The organism is Solitalea agri (assembly GCF_023914155.1).
In the GTDB taxonomy this organism is placed as follows: domain Bacteria; phylum Bacteroidota; class Bacteroidia; order Sphingobacteriales; family Sphingobacteriaceae; genus Solitalea; species Solitalea agri.
On record NZ_JAMWYS010000002.1, the window covers coordinates 1 to 20,392 of the forward strand.

The 20,392-nt window shown below is 38.0% G+C and carries 20 protein-coding genes; 9 read left to right on the plus strand and 11 right to left on the minus strand.

Annotation, left to right across the window (positions count from 1 at the left end; translation table 11 throughout):
• Together NF867_RS00290 and mgtE are read left to right on the plus strand one after the other, a co-directional pair.
• The coding region (locus NF867_RS00290) for a transposase (RefSeq protein ID WP_252585479.1) at positions 1-150 on the plus strand (150 nt) is incomplete at its 5' end.
• A gap of 402 nt (positions 151-552) precedes the next feature.
• The gene (gene mgtE, locus NF867_RS00295) at positions 553-1,935 is read left to right on the plus strand and encodes a magnesium transporter (RefSeq protein WP_252585450.1); all 1,383 of its coding nucleotides are present in this window, start codon (positions 553-555) and stop codon (positions 1,933-1,935) included.
• A 68-nt stretch (positions 1,936-2,003) separates the two neighbouring features.
• Here mgtE and NF867_RS00300 read toward each other — a convergent pair whose 3' ends face one another.
• Both NF867_RS00300 and gyrA read right to left on the minus strand, forming a co-directional pair.
• Complete coding sequence (locus NF867_RS00300) at positions 2,004-3,137, minus strand: tetratricopeptide repeat protein (RefSeq protein WP_252585454.1); 1,134 nt, start codon at positions 3,135-3,137, stop codon at positions 2,004-2,006.
• A 26-nt stretch (positions 3,138-3,163) separates the two neighbouring features.
• Positions 3,164-5,707 (minus strand): DNA gyrase subunit A, encoded by a 2,544-nt coding sequence (gene gyrA, locus NF867_RS00305; protein WP_252585455.1) that lies wholly within the window; start codon positions 5,705-5,707, stop codon positions 3,164-3,166.
• Positions 5,708-6,023: 316 nt separating this feature from the next.
• On the opposite strand from gyrA, the gene NF867_RS00310 reads away from it, so the two are divergent.
• The gene (locus tag NF867_RS00310) at positions 6,024-6,530 is read left to right on the plus strand and encodes a hypothetical protein (protein WP_252585456.1); all 507 of its coding nucleotides are present in this window, start codon (positions 6,024-6,026) and stop codon (positions 6,528-6,530) included.
• Between the two features lie 241 nt (positions 6,531-6,771).
• Here NF867_RS00310 and hemF read toward each other — a convergent pair whose 3' ends face one another.
• Positions 6,772-7,671, minus strand: coding sequence for an oxygen-dependent coproporphyrinogen oxidase (hemF, locus tag NF867_RS00315; protein ID WP_252585458.1), 900 nt, complete (start codon positions 7,669-7,671; stop codon positions 6,772-6,774).
• Positions 7,672-8,375: 704 nt separating this feature from the next.
• Positions 8,376-9,647 carry an MFS transporter gene (locus NF867_RS00320; protein WP_252585459.1) on the minus strand — a complete coding sequence of 424 codons (1,272 nt, stop codon included), beginning with the start codon at positions 9,645-9,647 and terminating at the stop codon, positions 8,376-8,378.
• A 209-nt stretch (positions 9,648-9,856) separates the two neighbouring features.
• Between NF867_RS00320 and NF867_RS00325 the strand changes: the two genes are divergently transcribed.
• The 3 genes from NF867_RS00325 (at position 9,857) to NF867_RS00335 (ending at position 12,532) form a co-directional block, all read left to right on the plus strand.
• Complete coding sequence (locus NF867_RS00325; RefSeq protein ID WP_252585460.1) at positions 9,857-10,342, plus strand: DUF4442 domain-containing protein; 486 nt, start codon at positions 9,857-9,859, stop codon at positions 10,340-10,342.
• 12 nt (positions 10,343-10,354) lie between these two features.
• The gene (locus NF867_RS00330; RefSeq protein WP_252585462.1) at positions 10,355-10,978 is read left to right on the plus strand and encodes an AlbA family DNA-binding domain-containing protein; all 624 of its coding nucleotides are present in this window, start codon (positions 10,355-10,357) and stop codon (positions 10,976-10,978) included.
• Between the two features lie 168 nt (positions 10,979-11,146).
• Positions 11,147-12,532, plus strand: a complete 1,386-nt coding sequence (locus NF867_RS00335; protein WP_252585464.1) for an MATE family efflux transporter — start codon at positions 11,147-11,149, stop codon at positions 12,530-12,532.
• Here NF867_RS00335 and NF867_RS00340 read toward each other — a convergent pair.
• From NF867_RS00340 to NF867_RS00350, 3 genes are all read right to left on the minus strand, one after another.
• Complete coding sequence (locus NF867_RS00340; protein WP_252585466.1) at positions 12,529-13,431, minus strand: histone deacetylase family protein; 903 nt, start codon at positions 13,429-13,431, stop codon at positions 12,529-12,531. The genes NF867_RS00335 and NF867_RS00340 overlap by 4 nt on opposite strands.
• A gap of 64 nt (positions 13,432-13,495) precedes the next feature.
• On the minus strand, positions 13,496-14,053 hold the full coding sequence (locus tag NF867_RS00345) for a glycoside hydrolase family 19 protein (RefSeq protein ID WP_252585467.1): 558 nt from the start codon (positions 14,051-14,053) through the stop codon (positions 13,496-13,498).
• Positions 14,054-14,075: 22 nt separating this feature from the next.
• A complete protein-coding gene (locus tag NF867_RS00350; protein WP_252585469.1) occupies positions 14,076-14,381 on the minus strand; it encodes a phosphoribosylpyrophosphate synthetase in 306 nt (101 codons plus the stop codon).
• Positions 14,382-14,530: 149 nt separating this feature from the next.
• On the opposite strand from NF867_RS00350, the gene NF867_RS00355 reads away from it, so the two are divergent.
• Positions 14,531-14,980, plus strand: a complete 450-nt coding sequence (locus NF867_RS00355; RefSeq protein ID WP_252585470.1) for a 6-pyruvoyl trahydropterin synthase family protein — start codon at positions 14,531-14,533, stop codon at positions 14,978-14,980.
• A 60-nt stretch (positions 14,981-15,040) separates the two neighbouring features.
• Here the strand turns inward: NF867_RS00355 and kynU are convergent, their stop codons facing one another.
• The 4 genes from kynU to NF867_RS00375 all read right to left on the minus strand — a co-directional run bounded on the left by kynU (position 15,041) and on the right by NF867_RS00375 (position 17,502).
• The gene (gene kynU, locus NF867_RS00360) at positions 15,041-16,315 is read right to left on the minus strand and encodes a kynureninase (RefSeq protein WP_252585471.1); all 1,275 of its coding nucleotides are present in this window, start codon (positions 16,313-16,315) and stop codon (positions 15,041-15,043) included.
• A 73-nt stretch (positions 16,316-16,388) separates the two neighbouring features.
• Positions 16,389-16,646, minus strand: coding sequence for a DNA-3-methyladenine glycosylase (locus tag NF867_RS00365; RefSeq protein ID WP_252585472.1), 258 nt, complete (start codon positions 16,644-16,646; stop codon positions 16,389-16,391).
• Positions 16,627-17,001 (minus strand): DNA-3-methyladenine glycosylase, encoded by a 375-nt coding sequence (locus NF867_RS00370; protein WP_252585473.1) that lies wholly within the window; start codon positions 16,999-17,001, stop codon positions 16,627-16,629. Before NF867_RS00370 ends, NF867_RS00365 begins: the two co-directional genes overlap by 20 nt.
• Positions 17,002-17,025: 24 nt before the next feature.
• A complete protein-coding gene (locus NF867_RS00375; RefSeq protein WP_252585475.1) occupies positions 17,026-17,502 on the minus strand; it encodes a GAF domain-containing protein in 477 nt (158 codons plus the stop codon).
• A 305-nt stretch (positions 17,503-17,807) separates the two neighbouring features.
• Here NF867_RS00375 and NF867_RS00380 point away from each other — a divergent pair, with 305 nt between their 5' ends.
• Both NF867_RS00380 and NF867_RS00385 read left to right on the plus strand, forming a co-directional pair.
• Positions 17,808-19,979 (plus strand): S46 family peptidase, encoded by a 2,172-nt coding sequence (locus tag NF867_RS00380; RefSeq protein WP_252585477.1) that lies wholly within the window; start codon positions 17,808-17,810, stop codon positions 19,977-19,979.
• Positions 19,980-20,086: 107 nt separating this feature from the next.
• On the plus strand, positions 20,087-20,311 hold the full coding sequence (locus tag NF867_RS00385; protein ID WP_252585478.1) for a DUF2905 domain-containing protein: 225 nt from the start codon (positions 20,087-20,089) through the stop codon (positions 20,309-20,311).
• Positions 20,312-20,392 lie beyond the last annotated feature (81 nt).

Below are 20,392 nucleotides of genomic sequence, written 5' to 3' on the forward strand. Positions count from 1 at the left end.
AATCTTAAATACAACAAAGGGTTTAAGCGATTCTTATTAAGAGGGAAAGAAAAAGTAAGCATTGAAATAGGGTTGCTGGCCTTGGCACATAACCTGAGCAAACTGAATCGCAAGGAAAAAGAACGGAAAAAAGGCAAAACAGCCGCCTAGTCCTTAAGCTAAAGGCCTTGACGATTCAACCAACCGTTTCAGCCTGAAATTCTCAATCAAAAAATATACAGTCAATTCTCGGCAACTAAAAAGGCTGCCCCTTTTGAGACAGCCTCTTTTTTATTAAAAGAATATTCCTGTTCAAACTATCTAAGGCAACCTCTTATAAAAATTATTAATCCAATCTATATAGCATGGATGAACAACAACCAGAAGAAATTACGATGGACTTTACTTTATAAATTCGGTTTCATATACGACTTACTCAAGTCAAATTACAAGGCACTCAAACTTACATTTCTAACCTTTATTAGGCAGAAATGTGAACTTAAAACCATAAATTATTTTACTTTTGCAAAAAATAAAATTCACACCCATGTAGCATATTATTAATCGGAAAACATGATCGAAACAACTCAAATCCAGGAAATTTTAGAACTGATTGAGCAAAAAAAGTTTTTTGCATTACGTAAGATTATTAAAGACTGGCACCCTAGTGAGTTAGCTGAGTTGTTTGAAGATATTCCGATTGATGACCGCGCTATTGTTTTCAGGGTACTTCCCCGCGAATTAGCTTCCGATACTTTTGAATACCTCGACATTAAGATCCAAAAAGACTTAATGAAGGGGCTTGGACAGGAACGTGTTGCTGACATTTTGAATGAAATGTGGGCCGATGACCGTACTGCACTATTCGAAGAACTACCGGGTCCGGTGGTAAAACAATTACTTGAGCTTTTAAGTCCCGAAGAACGTAGAGTTGCCAGCACACTACTTGGCTACCCCGAAAATAGTGTTGGACGCTCCATGCTTCCCAATTATATTTCTGTAAAAGAATATTGGACAGTTGAGCGCGTTCTGGATCATATTCGTCGTTATGGCCATTTAACCGAATCATTAGGCATTCTGTATGTTATTGATGGCGGTGGACACTTAATTGATGAAATTCGAATTAATGATATCCTTCTTTCACCGATAGACAAAAAAGTGAATGAGATCATGGATGGAAACTTTGTCTATCTCCACGCCAATGACGACAAAGAAGATGCTATCGAAATCTTTAAGCAGTACGACCGAGTTTCATTACCAGTAGTAAACTCAGATAACGTATTGATTGGTATCGTAACCATTGATGATGTTTTAGATATCGTTGAGGAAGAGGATACTGAGGATATTCAAAAATTTGGTGGTATGGAGGCTTTGGAAGATTCCTACATCGAAACACCACTTTTTGAAATGATCAAAAAACGTGCGGGTTGGTTGATCATCCTTTTTGTTGGTGAAATGCTTACTGCAACAGCGATGAGTTATTTTGAAGATGAAATTGATAAGGCTGTAGTATTGGCATTGTTTGTTCCCCTAATTATTTCCAGCGGAGGAAATTCAGGTTCGCAAGCAGCAACACTTATCATCCGTTCTCTTGCACTGGGTGAGATCACCTTGTCTGACTGGTGGAAAGTGATGAGCAAAGAAATTGTATCGGGCTTAATTTTAGGTTCCATGCTAGGGATCGTTGGCTTCGGACGTATTGCCATCTGGCATACTATTTTCCCTAACATGTATGGACCTCATTGGTTATTAATTGCAATTGTAGTTGGAATATCCTTGGTAGGTGTGGTGCTTTGGGGAACCCTTTCTGGTTCAATGATGCCTTTACTTTTACAAAAATTAGGTTTCGACCCTGCAACTTCATCGGCTCCTTTTGTAGCAACCCTGGTTGATGTAACAGGTTTGGTTATTTACTTTACCGTTGCATCAATGATCCTCCGAGGAATTTTACTCTAAATGTTTTATATAAAAAGAAAAGGCTTCCAAATGTGATTTGGAAGCCTTTTCTTTTTTATCTTTTCAGCTTATTCTAATGCTTTTAATGCAGCATCAACTTTAGCATATTTATCTTTTTGGTTAGTGCGTGCGTAAACTTCTTTTAATGAAATTAACACGTTTCTATCCTTAGGATTAACTTCGTAAGCTTTTTCTAGGTAAGGAAGTGCTTCAGTAGCTTTAGCCTGGAACTTAGCACGTTCAGCATCGTACTCTTTTACCTTATTTGAAGGCAACATATTAGCCTTTTTAATAATTTCAGCAGCCTCATTGTAGTATAAAGCACCTAAGTTATAATTAGCATCAAAATAGTTTGGATCTAAACCCAATGCTTTCTTATATGCCGCTTTAGCTTCTTCAGGTTTCTTCATGTTCTCATAAGTAACACCTAAAGTGAAGAATAAAGTCTTGTTGGCTGGATCAGCCTCAATAGCCTTGTTCAATTTCTCTACAATAACATCAGGCTTTCCTTCTCCTAAATAGAAATTGATCTCATCAATCATTAAGGTATTATCAGTAGGGAAAATTTTACGGCCTTTATCTAAAGTCGCTACTACGGCTTCTTTATTGCCTTCAGCTTTGTACATTTCAGCCAATTGATGGTAGATATACGGCTCCTTGTTGTAGTTCATATCAGCAAGCTTTTGGTAAGAAGCCTTAGCTGATGCATTATCTTTAACCTTTTCAGCCATAATACCGATATTCAAATACAACGAAGTATCCTGAGGGTTTACTTCTGAAGCAAACTTGAACTCTTTCAAAGCTGTTTGGTAATCTTCTTTATTATTGGCAGCAATACCTTTGTTATAAGCCGAAGCATAAACATTGAAATAACCGTTTTTCAATTCAGTTTCATCCAATTGCTTTTTAGTATCCAACTCTTTTGCCTTGTTTAACGACTCATAGGCAATTTGCGTAGGATCGTAATCAAGGTTCTTTTTAGCGGTATCAAGAGCTATCGCTCCATAAATTTTACCCTTTAACAAATAAGTTTTAGCCTGATTAGCTGTTTTAGGATGTACAGCTGCCTTATCGATAGACTCTTTTGCTTTGTCCATTTGGCCGATCATCATCATTTTCTCGGCATTATCTACTTCTGAATTTTGTGCTTTAGCAACTACGGCGGCCGCTAATAGCAATCCTGATAACAAGATTTTTTTCATTTCTGAATTTCTATTTATCGTATAAATTAATTTTCTTCACTCTCTGATGACGCCTCTGAATCAGTTCCGGTTGCATCCGGTGTTCCTTCTGTTTCCTCTACATCTTCACCAGCATCTTCAATTTTAGCTACCGATGCAATCTCATCATCTTCATTCAATTTAATCAAGCGAACACCTTGGGTAGCACGACCCATTACACGTAATTCGTCAACACCAATGCGGATAGTTATTCCCGATTTGTTGATGATCATTAAATCGTCAGTTTCCTTAACATCCTTAATGGCGATAAGCTGTCCGGTTTTTTCGGTAACGTTAATAGTTTTAACACCTTTACCACCTCGGTTTGTAACTCTATACTCCTCAATATCAGAGCGTTTACCATAACCCTTTTCAGAAACCACCAAAATATTGGTCTCTTTATCATCAACAGCAATCATGCCAACCACCTCATCGTTAACACCACTTAAGGTTACGCCCCTTACTCCTGAAGCAGTACGGCCCATTGGTCGAACAGTGCTTTCATTAAAGCGAATGGCGCGGCCCGATTTCAATGCCATTAAAATTTCCGAGCTTCCAGTGGTTAACCTTGCTTCGAGAAGCACATCACCTTCATTTATCGAAATTGCATTGATACCATTTACTCTAGGACGAGAATAAGCTTCTAAAGTAGTTTTCTTAATGGTTCCTTTTTGAGTACACATTATGATAAAGTTACTTTCAAGATAAGCCTGATCGTTTAGAGTTTTAACGGTAATAAACGCCTTCACTTTATCATCCTTCTCTATTTGCAGCAGATTTTGAATAGCTCGGCCTTTTGAAGTCCGGCTACCTTCAGGTATTCCGTAAACTTTTAGCCAGAAACAACGACCTTTTTCTGTGAAGAATAACATATAGTTATGCGTTTGGGCAATAAGTATATGTTCAATGAAATCTTCTTCACGCGTGCTGCCACCCATTGAACCACGGCCACCTCTTCCCTGTTTGCGATATTCGGTTGCCTTGGTACGTTTAATGTATCCTGCATGTGAAATGGTAATCACCATTTCCTCATTTTCTATTAACGATTCAATATCAATTTCACCTTCGGCGTGAACAATTTGCGTTTTGCGTTCGTCGCCAAATTTATCTTTGATCTCCGCTAACTCTTCTTTAATGATGTTCATTCGTAGGCTTTCGTCTGCCAGAATAGCTTTCAAGCGCTCAATAGTAGCCATTAATTCAGCATACTCATCTTTGATCTTATCACGTTCTAGTCCGGTTAAACGGCGAAGCGTCATATCCAGAATTGCACGCGCCTGAATATCTGATAATCCAAATTTTTCCATCAAACCAACACGTGCTTCTTCAGGTGTTGGAGAGTTACGAATCAGTGCGATTACTTCATCCAGGTGATCTAAGGCAATCAATAAACCCTCAAGAATATGCGCACGCTTCTCAGCCTCTGATAGCTCAAATTTTGTACGACGAACAATCACCTCATGACGATGTTCCACAAAGTGATGGATCATATCTTTCACGTTCAGCAACATTGGACGTCCTTTTACCAAGGCAATGTTATTGATGCTGAAAGAGGTTTGTAAAGCGGTGTATTTATAAAGGTTATTTAAAACGATATTGGCATTTGCCTCGCGTTTCACCTCATACACCACGCGCATTCCTTCACGGTCCGACTCATCACGTATTTCAGAAATACCTTCGATCTTCTTTTCATTGATCAATTCGGCAGTACGTTCGATCATTGCCGATTTGTTGATCTGGTAAGGAATCGCATTAACAATAATGCGCTCACGTCCATTATCCAGAGTTTCAATCTCAGCATTGGCACGCATCACCACTCTGCCACGGCCGGTCATAAAGGCGTCTTTGATTCCTTCGAAACCATAAATAGTAGCTCCGGTAGGAAAATCAGGTCCTTTAATATATTTCATTAGCTCATCGATGGTAATCTCACGATTATCGATATACGCTACGGTAGCATCAATTACTTCAGATAAATTATGGGGAGCCATGTTGGTGGCCATACCCACTGCAATACCTGAGGCACCATTAACTAAAAGATTAGGGATTTTTGCCGGTAAAACGGTTGGTTCTTCCAGCGAGTCGTCGAAGTTGAGCTGAAAATCAATGGTATCCTTGTTGATATCAGCCAGCATTTCCTCCGCTATTTTACGTAAACGGGCTTCCGTATAACGCATCGCTGCCGGGTTATCACCGTCAATCGATCCAAAGTTTCCTTGGCCGTCGACAAAAGGATAACGTAATGACCAGTCTTGAGCCATACGTACCATCGTGTCATAAACCGAACTATCTCCATGCGGGTGATACTTACCTAATACCTCACCGACAATACGGGCCGACTTTTTATAAGGTTTATTGCTACCTACTCCCAGTTCCAGCATACCGAACAATACGCGGCGGTGAACAGGTTTCAATCCATCTCGAACATCAGGTAATGCTCTGGAAACGATTACCGACATCGAATAATCGATGTAGGCGGCTTTCATTTCCTCTTCAATATTTATTGGAATTATCTTACTTCCGTTTGTCTGTTCGTTATTCTCGTCTGTCATTTATTGATCTTTGGTGATTCAAAAATTATTAAGAATGCGTGCGAATTTAACAAAATTGAATGAAAAAACGGCTTATAAAACCGAGTAATCCTATCAATTTGGTAATATAGTTTTTTACACTCTATCTAAAAACAAATCGACCATTAAACTTAATTAACGGTCGATTTTATTGAAAGTATATTACTGAACCCAGTTTATCTCTTTTTTCAGCAAACGGAGAGTTTGCTTGTGCCAAATAGAAGTTTGAATTAGAAAAAAAGCATAATTAATTGATAACAAAATAATTACATTTAAGATATCTAAACTTACTACTCTAATGAAAAAGTTATCATTTTACCTATTTGGCCTAACAGCTTCTTTTATGGTCACTTGTTCGGCAGCCTCCAAAACTTCCCCCTCTATTGATCTTAAAACCTTTGCGAATGAAAATAACCTAAAGTTTCTTGCTGGTGAAGGGTTCTTTAAAACTGGAGACCAAGGGGAAGCAATTGTAGTGTTGTACACCAATGCTGATCAAAAAAAGGCAAAAATGTTTGTTGTTCAAGGAGCATCAAATTTTTTAAATTCTTCCGGAAACTATCAGATTGCATATTCTGACAGTGGTATGATTGTAAAAAACAATGAAGATTACTTTTCTTTATCCTTGGATCAAAGGATTTCATTTATTAATAAGTTTGAAAAAGAAATCAGTTCTACAAAAAAAATTGTGGGTTATGGTTTTGGGTTAACTAATTTAAATGGTGATATCCACCATTTTAAAGAATCATTAGTTACTAAAAGCGTTGAGGCTGCGTTTTATGAAAATTTTGGATACAAAATATAAAAACCACTGAACAAAAGGTTGAGCCGCTTGGTTGTAGAGCGGCTGATTGTGGAGCTGGTGGAGACGGTGCAACTGCATGCAGTATTGAAGCTGCTTCATTCTCCTGTTCAGTATCCTGTATGCCAAACTATTTTGCTTGCTGTTCGTTTTACACAGGATGTAAATGTTGTCCCAGAACCCAGTAATATCAATTATTAAAAAGAATGGAAGATTAACTAAGCAGCGTAATCTTCCATTCTCTTTATACCCAGTTTATCTCTTTTTTCAGCAAACTAATTGTCTTCGCTTCTTCTGTACCTTGCTGAGGTTGAAAGTTATAGGCCCAATTGGCTTGTGGTGGCATACTCATAAGGATCGACTCAACCCTTCCATTGGTTTCCAAACCGAACTTTGTTCCGGCATCATAACAAAGGTTGAACTCTACATACCGGCTGCGTCGTAAATACTGCCACTTTTTCTGTTCTTCGGTAAATGTTTTATTCCGATTTTGTTCAATTAAAGGAACATAGACTTTTGTAAAGGTTTCGCCTATAGCTTTTACAAATTCCCAACGATCAGCAATCGTAAAATGTTCCGTTTCGCCCAACCTGTCGAAAAATACACCACCAACTCCACGAGTTTCATTACGATGCTTGATAAAGAAATAATCATCGGCCCATCGTTTAAATTGCTCGTAATAATGCTCATTAAACTGATCGCAAGTGTTTTTTAATTGTCCGTGAAAGAATCTTGCTTGCTCTTCATTCACGTAATGAGGCGTTAAATCAATCCCTCCACCAAACCATTTTAAGCCGGCTTCAGGAGTTTCGAAATAACGAACATTCATGTGAATGATTGGAATCAATGGATGATTCGGGTGGATAACAATAGATACCCCGGTAGCAAAGAAAGTGGTCTTCTGTTCGAGTTTAAAAGAACGCTGTATAGCTTCAGGCAAATCGCCATGAACAGCCGAAAACATCACGCCGCCCTTTTCCAATACATTTCCGTTCTGCAAAACACGGCTACGTCCCCCGCCGCCCTCAGCCCTTACCCAGTTCTCTTCCTGAAATTTTCCAAGTCCATCAGCGACTTCCAGTTTTTGACAAATATCGTCCTGTAAGCCCTTAAACCAATCGGCAATATGTTCTTTTGTGATCATGGTTCAAAAATAGCAAATAGTTAATAGTTCATAGCGAATGGATCATAGATAATGGTCCATGGTTAATAGTCCATAGACCGTAGTAGCGATCGATAGATTATAAATGCGAATGGTAAATAGTTAATAGTTCATAGCGAATGGATCATAGATAATGGTCCATGGTCGATAGTCCATAGACAGTAGTAGCGATCGATAGAATATAAATGCGAATGGTAAATAGTTAATAGTTCATAGCGAATGGATCATAGATAATAGTCCATGGTCGATAGTCCATAGACCGTAGTAGCGATCGATAGAATATAAATGCGAATGGTAAATAGTTAATAGTTCATAGCGAATGGATCATAGATAATGGTCCATGGTTAATAGTCCATAGACCGTAGTAGCGATCGATAGAATATAAATGCGAATGGTAAATAGTTAATAGTTCATAGCGAATGGATCATAAATAATGGTCCATGGCCGTAGTAGCGATCGATAGATTATAAATGCGAATGGTAAATAGTTAATAGTTCATAGCGAATGGATCATAGATAATAGTCCATGGTCGATAGTCCATAGACCGTAGTAGCAATCGATAGAATATAAATGCGAATGGTAAATAGTCAATAATATTTCATGGAACCTAACAGCAATAAGAACTATGGTCTATGGACTATTAACTATTAACCATGAACTATTAACTATGAGCTATCAGCTAATCACTACTTCTCTAAATAATCCAGGTCTTTCCCGTAAGTTTCCTCTAAATTAAACAACGCCCAATAAGCAAATGCAATAGTGATCAGTCCTACCACCATGCCACTCTTAATGATGGCTTCTTCTCCGGTAAATAAAGTGGTTACATAATTAAACAATATTAACACTGGCACTAACGATCCTCTCACGAAGTTCGGAATAGTGGTGGCCACCGTTGCACGAATATTGGTTCCAAATTGTTCGGCTCCCATGGTAACAAACACCACCCAATACCCTGTCGATAATCCCATAACGAAGCACATTATATGGAAAAACTGCGCGCTGAAATTACGGGAGAACAAGAAGTATAACACTGATGCTAAAGTGGCTGTTAAAAACACCAATACTATTTTCTTACGGGTTTTAAACACCTGACTTAAAAAGCCGCAAAGCAAATCACCTAGGGCTATACCAATATAAGCGTACATAATACCTTTACCCGGACTAAGCGGTTCGGTAGCTTTCATGGCTATTCCAAAGTCATTGGCAAACGTTACAACCACCCCAATCACAAACCAAACAGGAATAGCAATTAAGATTGAGTTGATAAATCGTTTAAATCGACTCCATGAGGTAAACAACATAAAGAAATTCCCTCTTTCAGTATTACTTTCTTTTATCTTATGAAACATTCCCGACTCAATTACACCGACACGCATTAACAACAGGACCAGACCCATTACACCGCCAACTATATAAGATGTTTGCCATGAAAAATGACCACCTACCTGAGCTGCTACCACAGCACCAAACAAACCGATTCCGGCAATCAGCATCGTTCCATAGCCACGATTTTCTTTACTCATGGTTTCAGTAATCAAGGTCACCCCAGCCCCTAATTCACCGGCTAAACCAACACCAGCAATAAACCTTAAGGCAGCATACTGATCGACGTTGGTAACAAAGCCATTAGCAATATTGGCAAGCGAATAAGTAATTATTGATCCGAAAAGCACCCATAGACGGCCTTTCTTATCTCCAAGAATTCCCCAAATAATTCCTCCAGTTAGCATCCCGATCATTTGGCAATTAATCAAAAAAGAGCCTATTGATTTTAGCTGAACAGGGTCTGTAATACCTAATCCGTTCAGGCTTTTTATCCTTATAACCGAAAACAGAATCAGATCATAGATATCAACAAAATAGCCCAAGGCGGCTACAATAATTAAAAGAATGACATTTCGGTTTGATGACAATTTTTCCCTCTCCATTTGATGAACCGGTTCTGTAATTTGCATATATAAAAAGTAATTGGTTGCTAGTAGTTTTCAGAGCGTACATATTTTGAGCATCCTAAATTAAAAGAATATTCAAAATATCTTATTCAGCTTAAAGATTGATTAATCATATTTTAAAAATATTAATATGCATACATAATATTTTACTCTGAACCGATTGATTAAATAGTTCAAAATTGTAGTTTAGGGTTTCTAATCCCGATCAATAAATGAAACTAACGAACAATTCCCTTAAATGGTTAATGCGATTTTATCCTCCATTATTTTTTCAGAGAATTTGGGTAAAACAGATTTCTGAAGACTTTAAGACCATTGAAGTTATCATCCACAAGAGTTTATTGAATAAAAATTATAACGGGACCATTTTTGGAGGAACAATTTTTAGTGCTGCCGATCCGTTTTACTCGGTTATGTTCTGGCAACATTTTCGGCAAAAAGAATTTAAAGTTTTAGGTTGGTTAAAAAGTGCGGAGATTCATTACAAAAAACCGGGAAATACCAACCTAACTCTTATATTTACCCTAACCGATGAAGATGTAGCGGAGGCTGAAAATGCATTAAATACTGTCGGAAAGTTTTCAAAAGCATATCCTGTTGAAGCCAGAAATAAACAGGGTGAACTTTGTGCAATGATTTATACCGAAGTATGGATGCGAAAGATTAAGCCTGACCAACATTCTCAGGCGGGTTTTTAAACCGTTACTGCCATGAACCTCAAACGTTTGATCCTGGAAGGAGAAAGTACCACCCTCGACTTTAAGAAAACCATTACCAGCTTTGAAAAGATTGCTAAAACCATGGTATCTTTTGCCAATACCAAAGGTGGTAAACTCCTAATTGGTGTGGCTGACGATGGAACAATTAAAGGGGTAAAATCAGAAGATGAGGAGCGATACATGATTACCCAAGCCGCTACACTTTATTGCCGACCTCAGCTGGAGCCAATTTTTGAGGAAATATTTTGGGATGATAAAATTGTATTATCTGTACAAATTAAGGAGAGTGATATTAAACCTCATTATGCTTTAGGTGAAGACAATAAATGGTGGGTTTACATTCGGATAAAAGACCATAGTGTTTTAGCCAGCAAAATTGTAGTGGATGTGTTAAGCAAGGAATCGAGCGGAGAAAATGTCTTGATAGAATACTCCTCCAAAGAAAAAGCATTGTTAGAATATTTAGCCTGCAACGACAGAATTACGCTTCCCGAGTATACCAAAATGCTGAATATCTCTAAACGAACTGCTTCCAGAATTCTGGTAAACCTTGTTCTTTCGGGGGTTATACGGGTACATACTACAGAAAAACTAGAGTTTTACACGGCAAGTTAGGTCCTAAAAAGTATCATCAAAAATTAAGAAATACAACGCGTTTAGCTTTCCTCATTCAGGTTAGTATCTTTGCAACGGTTGAATTCTTCCATTAACACCAGTCGTTTTCAATAAACTTATTTAGCAAAAGACTTGTTGTCTTTATGTTAAAATCTTCTGTCTTAATTTATGCAGCAACTTTACTATAAATATCAGGATCAATATAAAAGTAATTTTAAACTTGCCTACCCTGTTGTTATTTCACAGCTAGGGCATGTGGCTGTTGCCATTGCCGATAGCATTATCATTGGACAAAAAACCGGCAGCGATGTTTCATTAGCTGCTGTAGCCTTAGGCAACAGCATATTTACCTTATTCATGGTTACTGGCATTGGTATATCCTACGGACTCACTCCTTTAATCGCTCAGGAAAACGGTCGAAAAAACAAAGCTGAATGCGGAAAGCTATTAGCCAGCAGTTTAAAAATCAATATAGTAACCGGGCTTATCTTATTTGCTATAATTTTCTCAGGGGTATACTTGATTCAATATTTAAACCAGCCGGTTGAAGTTGCCCGACAAGCAAAACCTTTTTTAGGTTTGCTGGGCTTTTCAATTATTCCGTTAATGGTATTCTTAACCTTCAAGCAATTTACCGAAGGATTAGGATTTACTAAACAAGCCATGAATATTACCATTTGGGGAAACCTCATCAATATTTTAGTAGGTGTAACATTGGTTTTTGGTCTTTTTGGGATAAAACCCATGGGAGTAATTGGTGTTGGTATAGCCACACTTACTGACCGTATTTTAATGGCCATCGCCATGGGTATTTATGTTTTTAGGTCACAGCGATTTAAGGAATATCTTCAGGAGTTCAGATTTAAATTATTCTCATGGGCAGATAGTAAACAAATACTAGGCATTGGCATACCAGTGGCTCTACAATATATTTTTGAAGTAAGTGCTTTTAGTGGAGCTGCCATTATGATCGGTTGGTTGGGTGCGAAAGAATTGGCTGCCCATCAGATAGCACTTAGCATGGCTTCATTAACCTTTATGATGGCAAGTGGCATTTCAGCTGCAGCCGGTATAAAAACCGGGAATTATTTTGGCCAGCAAAACTATAAGGAACTTCGTTTTTCGGCTATAGCCAGCTATCATATGGTTATTGCTTTTATGCTAACTACCGCTTTTATTTTTACCGTTTTCAACCATTTTTTACCATCACTATACATCAACAACAAAGAGGTAATTAATATTGCTGCAGGGTTGTTGATCATCGCTGCCTTCTTTCAGCTTTTCGACGGCATGCAGGTGGTTGGATTGGGAATTCTAAGAGGAATGGGTGATGTTAAAATACCTACAGCCATTACGCTTACTGCCTATTGGATCATCGGTATTCCTTTAGGTTATTACTTCGGATTTAAACTAAACATGGGCGTAGATGGTGTATGGTGGGCTTTGCTGTTAGGATTATTGGTAGCCGCCGTTTTACTATTTATTCGATTCCAGGTTCTTACGCGTAAACTTGAACGGACTATGCCTAAGGCTGAATTGGATCGATTTTCTTAAAAGTAAAGATCTTTTGCCAAACGAAATGTATTGCAGTGGGCATCAACAATATCGGCCACACGTGGAGAGTATCCTCCACCCATGCTAACTACAACCGGCAGTTTATGGTAAATGCATTGCTCAAAAACAAAACGATCACGCTCTTTGCAGCCCGCTTTACTTACCGAAAGTTTACCCAATTTATCGGTCTCAAGAATGTCTACACCAGATAAGTAAAAGATAAAATCGGGTTTTTCTTTTTCGATTAACAACGGTAAGGTTTCACGCAGAATTGCGAGGTAAAGTTTATCATCCGTATTGTCAGGCAGTTCGATATCCAGATCGGAGCGTTCTTTTTTATACGGCCAGTTGCCTTTACCATGCATTGAAAAAGTAAACACAGCTGGATTATTTTGAAAGATTTCGGCTGTTCCATTCCCTTGATGAACATCCAGATCAACAATCAGTATTTTTAATGCAACTCCTTTGCTCAATAGATAGTTGGCAGCAATAGCAATGTCATTCAGCAAACAAAAACCTTCGCCTTTATTTGTAAATGCATGATGAGTTCCACCAGCAACATTTAAGGCAATACCGTGTTTTAATGCAAAATAACAACAGTCAATGGTACCTTGGGCAATGGTAATTTCGCGCTGAACTAACTGTTGAGAAAGCGGGAAACCGGTTCTCCGCTCTTCCTGTGGAGTTAAAGAAAGGTTTTTTAACTTATTCCAATAATCGGACTGATGAGTTAACAGAATAATTTCCTCCTCAACAGGAACGGGGGCAAATATATTGTCAGGTGTTATTGTTCCCTCATGTAAAAGCTGCTCCGGAATAAGCTCGTACTTTATCATCGGAAAACGATGACCTTCAGGCAACGGATGAGCATAAATTGGATCGAATGCAATTTTCAACATAGTTAAAGAACGCAAAAATTCAATTTATGATTTTATTAAGCAAGAAGTTTAAGGTGAAATATATTTAAGCGTTATTCATTAAAACACTCTTAACCTTTGCCAGCCACATCTTCCGATCGTCGAAGCCATTAAACCCGCCGTTTACCTTTTTAGTAATTGAGGTTATGTCATCATTGTCGGCGAGATCATTTAGCTTCTTTTTTTTCCAAAACCAACCCGAAACTAATGCCGCCCATGGATAATCATGAATCAAATCAGGATCGCTTACGAAATCCTGTCCGAATTCAGTTGAAGCAGCTTTATAATTTGCTTTTCCGGTAAGTTGTACCCAACCTCTCCCACGGTATTTAAACCCATCCCCGTCTAATTCGGGTGTATTTCCCAAATCCACGCGAGTATCATAACGACGTTGAGTCGGTGTTGGACCCCAAATTTCAACGGTAAACTTAAAAGCCGATGATTCATGAAGAACCTGCGCTAAAAAATGACATGCCCGTAGGGGTGTAGAAATGTCATATCGATCAAAGGTATTGGCAATTGATTCAGCAATTTTTTCAAGTTGCGCTTGCTCATATTTGGTCGGTTTAATTATAGTAGCAAGCTGTTCAGTAGATATTTTCATAATAGATGATTTTGATGCTATCCTAATGCGTATGCATTGTCAGTTTTTTCAATAATTCTTCTGAAACAGCATCCATGTATATTCCATAAGCGCTCACAAACACTCCTTTCTGACCCTCATCTGATTGAATTGCATACACAGCGGCTTGTTCGTCAGGGTCCGTCATACCTTCAAAACGATATACTTCAACAATTTCAAAATGCTCAGGATGCCAAAACAAGTCATGTTCTTCGCATGCCAGATGGTCATTTTTTAAATTAAAATTTAGGTTAAAACCACGTTCCTTTAGCCCATCCAAGGCCTCCATTAGAGAGTCGTAAGAGTACATAAACGATTGTTTTTATTAAATTTATCTAGTTTTTTACTAATAAACAATTAGTTATCAAGCAATAAGTAATTGAACTATTCAAAACCAGACTTAAAGAGTACATCTTTAAAAAAGTCAAAAAGTGTATCTTTGCGCCTCAATTTCATGCAATGGCTAAAATCAGACTGACAAAATATTTCAATTTCGAAACAGCACATGCCTTATACGGCTATGATGGTAAATGTCGTAATGTTCATGGGCATAGCTATGAATTATACGTGACGGTTATTGGCGATGCTATCGATGATGCAAACCATGTAAAAAACGGAATGGTAATGGATTTTGGTGACCTGAAGAAAATTGTGAAATCAGAAATTGTAGATGTATTTGATCACGCTACGGTTTTAAACAAAAACTCCCCACATATTAAACTGGCCAACCAGCTGATGGAGCATATGGAGCGCGTTCTATTGACCGACTATCAGCCAACCTGCGAGAATATGCTAGCCGATTTTGCTGAGCGTATAATAAAAAGATTACCCAACGATATTAAGCTTCACTCACTGAAACTACATGAAACACCGACCTCGTTTGCAGAATGGTTTGCCAGCGACAATTAGCTATTGGCTATTAGCGGTTAGTTAATCATAATCTATTCGCTAACAGCCAAAAGCTAATGGCTAACAGCTAACGGCTAATATCTCCCCAAATCGGTAAACATCCTCAAATGTGTTATAAAGCGGAACCGGAGCAAATCTCATTACATTCGGTTCGCGCCAATCGCCAATTACCCCCTGCTCTGCCAATTTTTCAAAAACCTTTTTAGGTTCCGGATGATGGGCAATAATTGAAAGCTGACAACCACGTTGTTTCGTATCCCTTGGGGTTACAATTTCATAAAGCAGTTTACCAGCCTTCTGATTTACTCCATCAATGATAAACTCAAGATAAGCGGTAAGCAGTTCACTTTTTGCTCTCAAATTTTCAAAGCCTGCACGATCGAAAATATCTAATGAAGCTTTATGTGCTGCCAGTAAAAGCATTTGCGAAGTGCTCAATTGCCAGCCTTCGGCACCTTGCTCAGGTTTAAACTTACGTGTCATTAAAAAGCGGGTATCTTTCTCATAACCCCACCAACCGGCAAAACGCTGAAGTTCCGTATTCGAGAAATTATTCTCGTGCACAAAAACACCGCTAATCCCTCCCGGACTTGAATTCATGTACTTATAAGAACACCACATGGCAAAATCAACACCCCAATCATGCAATTTTAATGGCGCATTACCCATAGCATGAGCCAGATCGAAACCAACAGTAATATTGTATTGTTTAGCATGTTTGGTGATCGCCTCCATATCAAACAATTGACCTGATAAGTAATTGATGCCACCCATCAAAATCAGAGCAAGCTCATCTTTATGCTTATCAATTGTTGCTAATATATCTTCGGTTCTTAAGAGATTTTCTCCTTCTCTCGGACCCAACTCGATAACTGCTTCTTCAGGTTCATACCCATGAAATTGCACCTGACTGTCAATTGCATATTGGTCAGAAGGGAAAGCCTTGGCTTCCATCAAAATTTTGTAGCGTTGTTTTGTTGGACGATAAAAGCTTACCATCATCAAATGAAGGTTTACCGTTAAGTTATTCATCGGTGTTACCTCTACAGGTTTGGCCCCACAGATTTTAGCTAACGATTGCTGCATTGATTCATGAAAATGCATCCATTCGACACCTTTGGTGAACCAACCTTCAACCGCATAGTTTTCCCATTGGTTCAATAATATTTCAATCTGACTTTTGGTTGCTTTTGGCTGTAAGCCTAACGAATTACCGCACAGGTAAATAATATCCTTACCATTATGCTGAGGTATTAAAAACTCATTTCTGAACTCCCTCAGTTTGTCTTGCAGGTCAAGGCCTTGAGCAAAACTCAATGTATTTTCAAAATTCATGTTTAGGTTTAAAGAATGATGGCCAAAAGTAAAAAAATGCATTTATGAAATGCAAAGGGAAGCAGAAAAGATATTATTTAGATTTTACCTTTTTACTGACAAACATATTGTCAGCAATATAAAATCTCCAAGGTTTTAAGGCATCTTCCCCTGCATAATCAACTCCTACCCTTGGTGCTGAAACAATATTATCCTCTGGAATAATTACGCCTTGGTCTTCAATCCACACATCATCAGCAACTAAACTCATGGCATTATGCAAGCGCGTAATACCTAAAGCTTTGGCCATTGCTCCTGGACCTGAAGTAAGTTTAGGTTGAAGTTTCGTCAATCCCCCGTCGTTTCAATTGCTGCTCAATTCCTTCAATTGGTTGTATCGACCTGATCAAAACTGCATGTGGCACATCCTGAATATTTGTCACTACATTAAACAAGCAATGAATACCATAGCATAAATAAACATATGAAGTTCCACCAAGCATATACATGGTTTCTGTTCGCGGGGTTCGCTTTAAATTATAAGCATGACTGGCTCTATCTTCAGGAGCCTTATAAGCTTCGGTTTCAGTAATTAGTCCGCCTGTAACGACACCGTCAATTTTAGTATACAGAAATTTTCCTAACAGATCTCTGCTAATCTGTACAACATCTTCTCTTAAGTAAAACGTTTCTGGTAGTTTATTCACTAAAATTAAATTATACTAACTAATTTAAAATTTGAGTAAAGCCATGATCTGTTCAAGATAGTAGGCATCTGTTTCATCAAACTGCGCCAGTTGATCACTATCGATGTCTAAAACGGCTACAACGATTCCGTTTTTCAGTACAGGCACTACAATTTCCGATTTAGAAAGCGAACTACAGGCAATATGACCCGGAAATTCGTCTACGTTTTCAACAATGATTATTTCCTGCTGTTTCCAAGAAGCACCGCAAACACCTTTTCCATAACCAATTCTGGTACAAGCAATTGTCCCTTGAAAAGGCCCAAGAACCAGCTCCTGATCTTTTACCAGATAAAAGCCAACCCAAAAGAAATCGAAGGCTTGTTTCAATGCAGCGGCTGTATTAGCCAAGTTGGCGATCAAATCATCCTCACCTCTTAACAGTTCTCTAAGCTGTGGTATCAATGATTCGTATTGTTCTTTTTTATCACTAGACACTGTGATTTTAAGTTCTTCGGCCATTATAGTATTAAGATTATTTTTTTATTAAATTTAAGATACTGATGCTCCTTTGTTTACTAGACCAATAGAGAATATTAAAGCTATGGGGTAAATATTGGCACAGTTTTTATACTTGATAAGTCAACAAAGAAAGTTTGAAAATAATTACACATTTCGAGGTAACAAAATTTGTTTACGAAATGTTATAGATAAAAGATTTTTTTTGGTTTTTGGTTTGGTTTAATTGTTGGAAAAGCACCCACCACCCCGGTGGGGCTTTTTCATTTTATGTGTACCTTAGTCCCCTCACAATTTCAATAACCATTATGAAGAAGTTTTTATTGAGCATCCCTTTGGGTGTTAGTTTGATCGTCTCCTCGGCATTCACAACTAAAGTTTCTCCTCCTGATGAGGGCATGTATCCATTAAGTGAAATTAAGAAACTCGATCTAAAAAAAGCCGGCTTAAAAATCAGTCAGTCTGATATTTACAACCCTAATGGCATTAGCCTTATTGATGCCCTTGTTCAAATCAGCGGATGTACAGGTTCATTCGTTTCTGATGAAGGATTAATTATCACCAATCACCACTGTGCTTTCAGTGCCGTTCAATTAGCCAGCACTCCCGAACATAATTTTCTTGAAAACGGATTTGTTGCTCGTTCACGTGAGCAGGAAATTGAAGCAAAAGGCTTAACCGTTCGAATTACTGACTCATATGAAGATGTTTCGACTAAAATATTAAATGCAGCTTCTACAGCTACCGATCCTGCTGAACGTATCAGAATTATTCAGGCAAAAAGTGCCGAACTGGAAAGAGAAGCTGAAGCGAATGACAAAACCATTAAAGCGCAGGTTTCAGAAATGTTTATTGGTAAATCATATGTCTTATTTAAGTACAAAACCATTAAAGATATCCGCTTGGTTTATATACCTCAACGTTCGGTTGGCGAGTTTGGTGGCGAGACCGACAATTGGGTATGGCCACGCCATACCGGTGATTTTTCATTTGTAAGAGCCTATGTAGGTAAAGATGGATCTCCTGCGACTTACTCAAAAGACAACGTTCCGTATAAACCTAAAAAATTCTTAAAAGTGAACCCCAAAGGTGTTAATGAAAATGATTTCGCCTTTATTTTAGGATATCCGGGAAGAACGTTCCGTCATCGTCCCGCTCAATATTTAGAATACCAGGAAAAGTTCTTACTGCCTTACATTGCTGATTTGTACACTTTTGAAAATCAAACAATGGAAGAAACGGCCGGTAACGATGTTGCGCTTCAATTAAAACAAGCAACCCGCATTAAGCGAAATGCAAACCGTTTGAAAAACTATCAGGGTAAACTTCAGGGCCTTAAATCGATTGGGCTTGTTGATCAAAAAAGTGCAGAAGATAAAGACATGCAGAAGTTTATTAATGGCGACGCCAAGTTAAGCGCACAATACGGTTCATTGATGCAAAACATTGACAATTTGTACAAAGAGATTTTTGTTGACGCTCAACGTGACTTATGGCTAACCGAAATTTTCAGTAGTACTAATTTATTGGGTGTGGCGAATGTTTTAAACACATTTAAGAGACAGATTAATGCTGCTCCTGACAAAACCGCTTTTTATCAACAAAATAAAGATCGGGTTAAAAAAGCGATAGATGGTATTTACGAAAGCTATGTGTACGAATCTGATAAGAAGATTTTTAAACGTATGATGCTTGACGGTTTTAAACTTCCACAACATCAAAAAGTGGATGCTGTACAACGTTTGTTGTTGATGGATGTAGGCATAGAAACCAGTGCAGACCAAGCTGTAAGTCGAGTTTTAACTACTTCATTAAAAGAAGTTGATTTTACAGCTAAACTACTGAACGGTTCTACAGAAGCTGAGCTAATGGCTTTTGACGAGCCAATTATGGGTTTTGTTAAAGACATTAACACACAACAGGCTACACTTGATCCTATTAAACAAAAACGCGAAGGAACGTTAAATAAATTAATGGGTGATTATGTGACTGTTAAAGAATTATACAAGAAAAAAGACTTTGTTCCAGATGCCAACAGTACGCTTCGTTTAACCTACGGATATATTAAAGGCTACAGTCCAACTGATGCTACCTACTATGCTCCTTTTACTGGTATAAAGGGTATTATTGAAAAAGGTGCTACCGGCAACCCAGAATTTAAATACCCTGCTGCTATCCGTGACTTGTACCAAGCGAAAGATTTTGGAATGTTTAAAAATCCAAAGGCCAATGATGTACCGGTAGCTTTACTTTACAACATGGACACTACAGGAGGTAACTCAGGAAGCCCTATTATGGATGCAAATGGGAATTTGATTGGTGTTAACTTTGATCGTGCGTATAGTGCAACTATTAACGATTTTGCCTGGAACGAAAACTATAGCCGTTCAATTGGAGTTGATATCCGTTATGTACTTTGGGTAGCTCAGAAAGTGGATAAGGCTGATTTTATCTTGAAAGAATTAAAGGTAATTAAATAGCTAAAATGGCTTTAGCTATTAGCTGTTAGCCATTGGCTCTAAGATATTGGCTAACAGGAAAGGCAATAACTAATAGCTAAAGGCTAGTAGCTAACAACTAAAAACAAATGACTTCAGAAACAGGTAAGATTATTATTGGAATTGGACTATTGGTTTTATTCGCAGGAATAATAATCTATTTCTTTCATGATAAACTAAACTGGATTGGCAATCTTCCTGGTGACATAAGAGTGGAAAAAGAAAACTTTCGGTTTTATTTTCCGATAACTACCATGATCCTGGCAAGTTTGTTATTCACCATTATCGCCCAAATAATCAAACGTTTCTTTTAGCTTATAACAAAAGAGGCTGTCTCAAAAGGGGCAGCCTTTTTAGTTGCCGAGAATTGACTGTATATTTTTTGATTGAGAATT

What these genes read in the sequence shown, in the direction of transcription:
- NF867_RS00300 (WP_252585454.1), bottom strand. Translation starts at nt 3,137, where the DNA reads ATGAAAAAAATCTTGTTATCAGGATTGCTATTAGCGGCCGCCGTAGTT.
- NF867_RS00385 (WP_252585478.1), top strand. Translation starts at nt 20,087, where the DNA reads ATGACTTCAGAAACAGGTAAGATTATTATTGGAATTGGACTATTGGTT.
- NF867_RS00335 (WP_252585464.1), top strand. Translation starts at nt 11,147, where the DNA reads ATGCAGCAACTTTACTATAAATATCAGGATCAATATAAAAGTAATTTT.
- NF867_RS00320 (WP_252585459.1), bottom strand. Translation starts at nt 9,647, where the DNA reads ATGCAAATTACAGAACCGGTTCATCAAATGGAGAGGGAAAAATTGTCA.
- NF867_RS00340 (WP_252585466.1), bottom strand. Translation starts at nt 13,431, where the DNA reads ATGTTGAAAATTGCATTCGATCCAATTTATGCTCATCCGTTGCCTGAA.
- mgtE (WP_252585450.1), top strand. Translation starts at nt 553, where the DNA reads ATGATCGAAACAACTCAAATCCAGGAAATTTTAGAACTGATTGAGCAA.
- NF867_RS00310 (WP_252585456.1), top strand. Translation starts at nt 6,024, where the DNA reads ATGAAAAAGTTATCATTTTACCTATTTGGCCTAACAGCTTCTTTTATG.
- NF867_RS00345 (WP_252585467.1), bottom strand. Translation starts at nt 14,053, where the DNA reads ATGAAAATATCTACTGAACAGCTTGCTACTATAATTAAACCGACCAAA.
- NF867_RS00380 (WP_252585477.1), top strand. Translation starts at nt 17,808, where the DNA reads ATGAAGAAGTTTTTATTGAGCATCCCTTTGGGTGTTAGTTTGATCGTC.
- NF867_RS00325 (WP_252585460.1), top strand. Translation starts at nt 9,857, where the DNA reads ATGAAACTAACGAACAATTCCCTTAAATGGTTAATGCGATTTTATCCT.
- hemF (WP_252585458.1), bottom strand. Translation starts at nt 7,671, where the DNA reads ATGATCACAAAAGAACATATTGCCGATTGGTTTAAGGGCTTACAGGAC.
- NF867_RS00355 (WP_252585470.1), top strand. Translation starts at nt 14,531, where the DNA reads ATGGCTAAAATCAGACTGACAAAATATTTCAATTTCGAAACAGCACAT.
- NF867_RS00350 (WP_252585469.1), bottom strand. Translation starts at nt 14,381, where the DNA reads ATGTACTCTTACGACTCTCTAATGGAGGCCTTGGATGGGCTAAAGGAA.
- gyrA (WP_252585455.1), bottom strand. Translation starts at nt 5,707, where the DNA reads ATGACAGACGAGAATAACGAACAGACAAACGGAAGTAAGATAATTCCA.
- NF867_RS00330 (WP_252585462.1), top strand. Translation starts at nt 10,355, where the DNA reads ATGAACCTCAAACGTTTGATCCTGGAAGGAGAAAGTACCACCCTCGAC.
- NF867_RS00375 (WP_252585475.1), bottom strand. Translation starts at nt 17,502, where the DNA reads ATGGCCGAAGAACTTAAAATCACAGTGTCTAGTGATAAAAAAGAACAA.
- kynU (WP_252585471.1), bottom strand. Translation starts at nt 16,315, where the DNA reads ATGAATTTTGAAAATACATTGAGTTTTGCTCAAGGCCTTGACCTGCAA.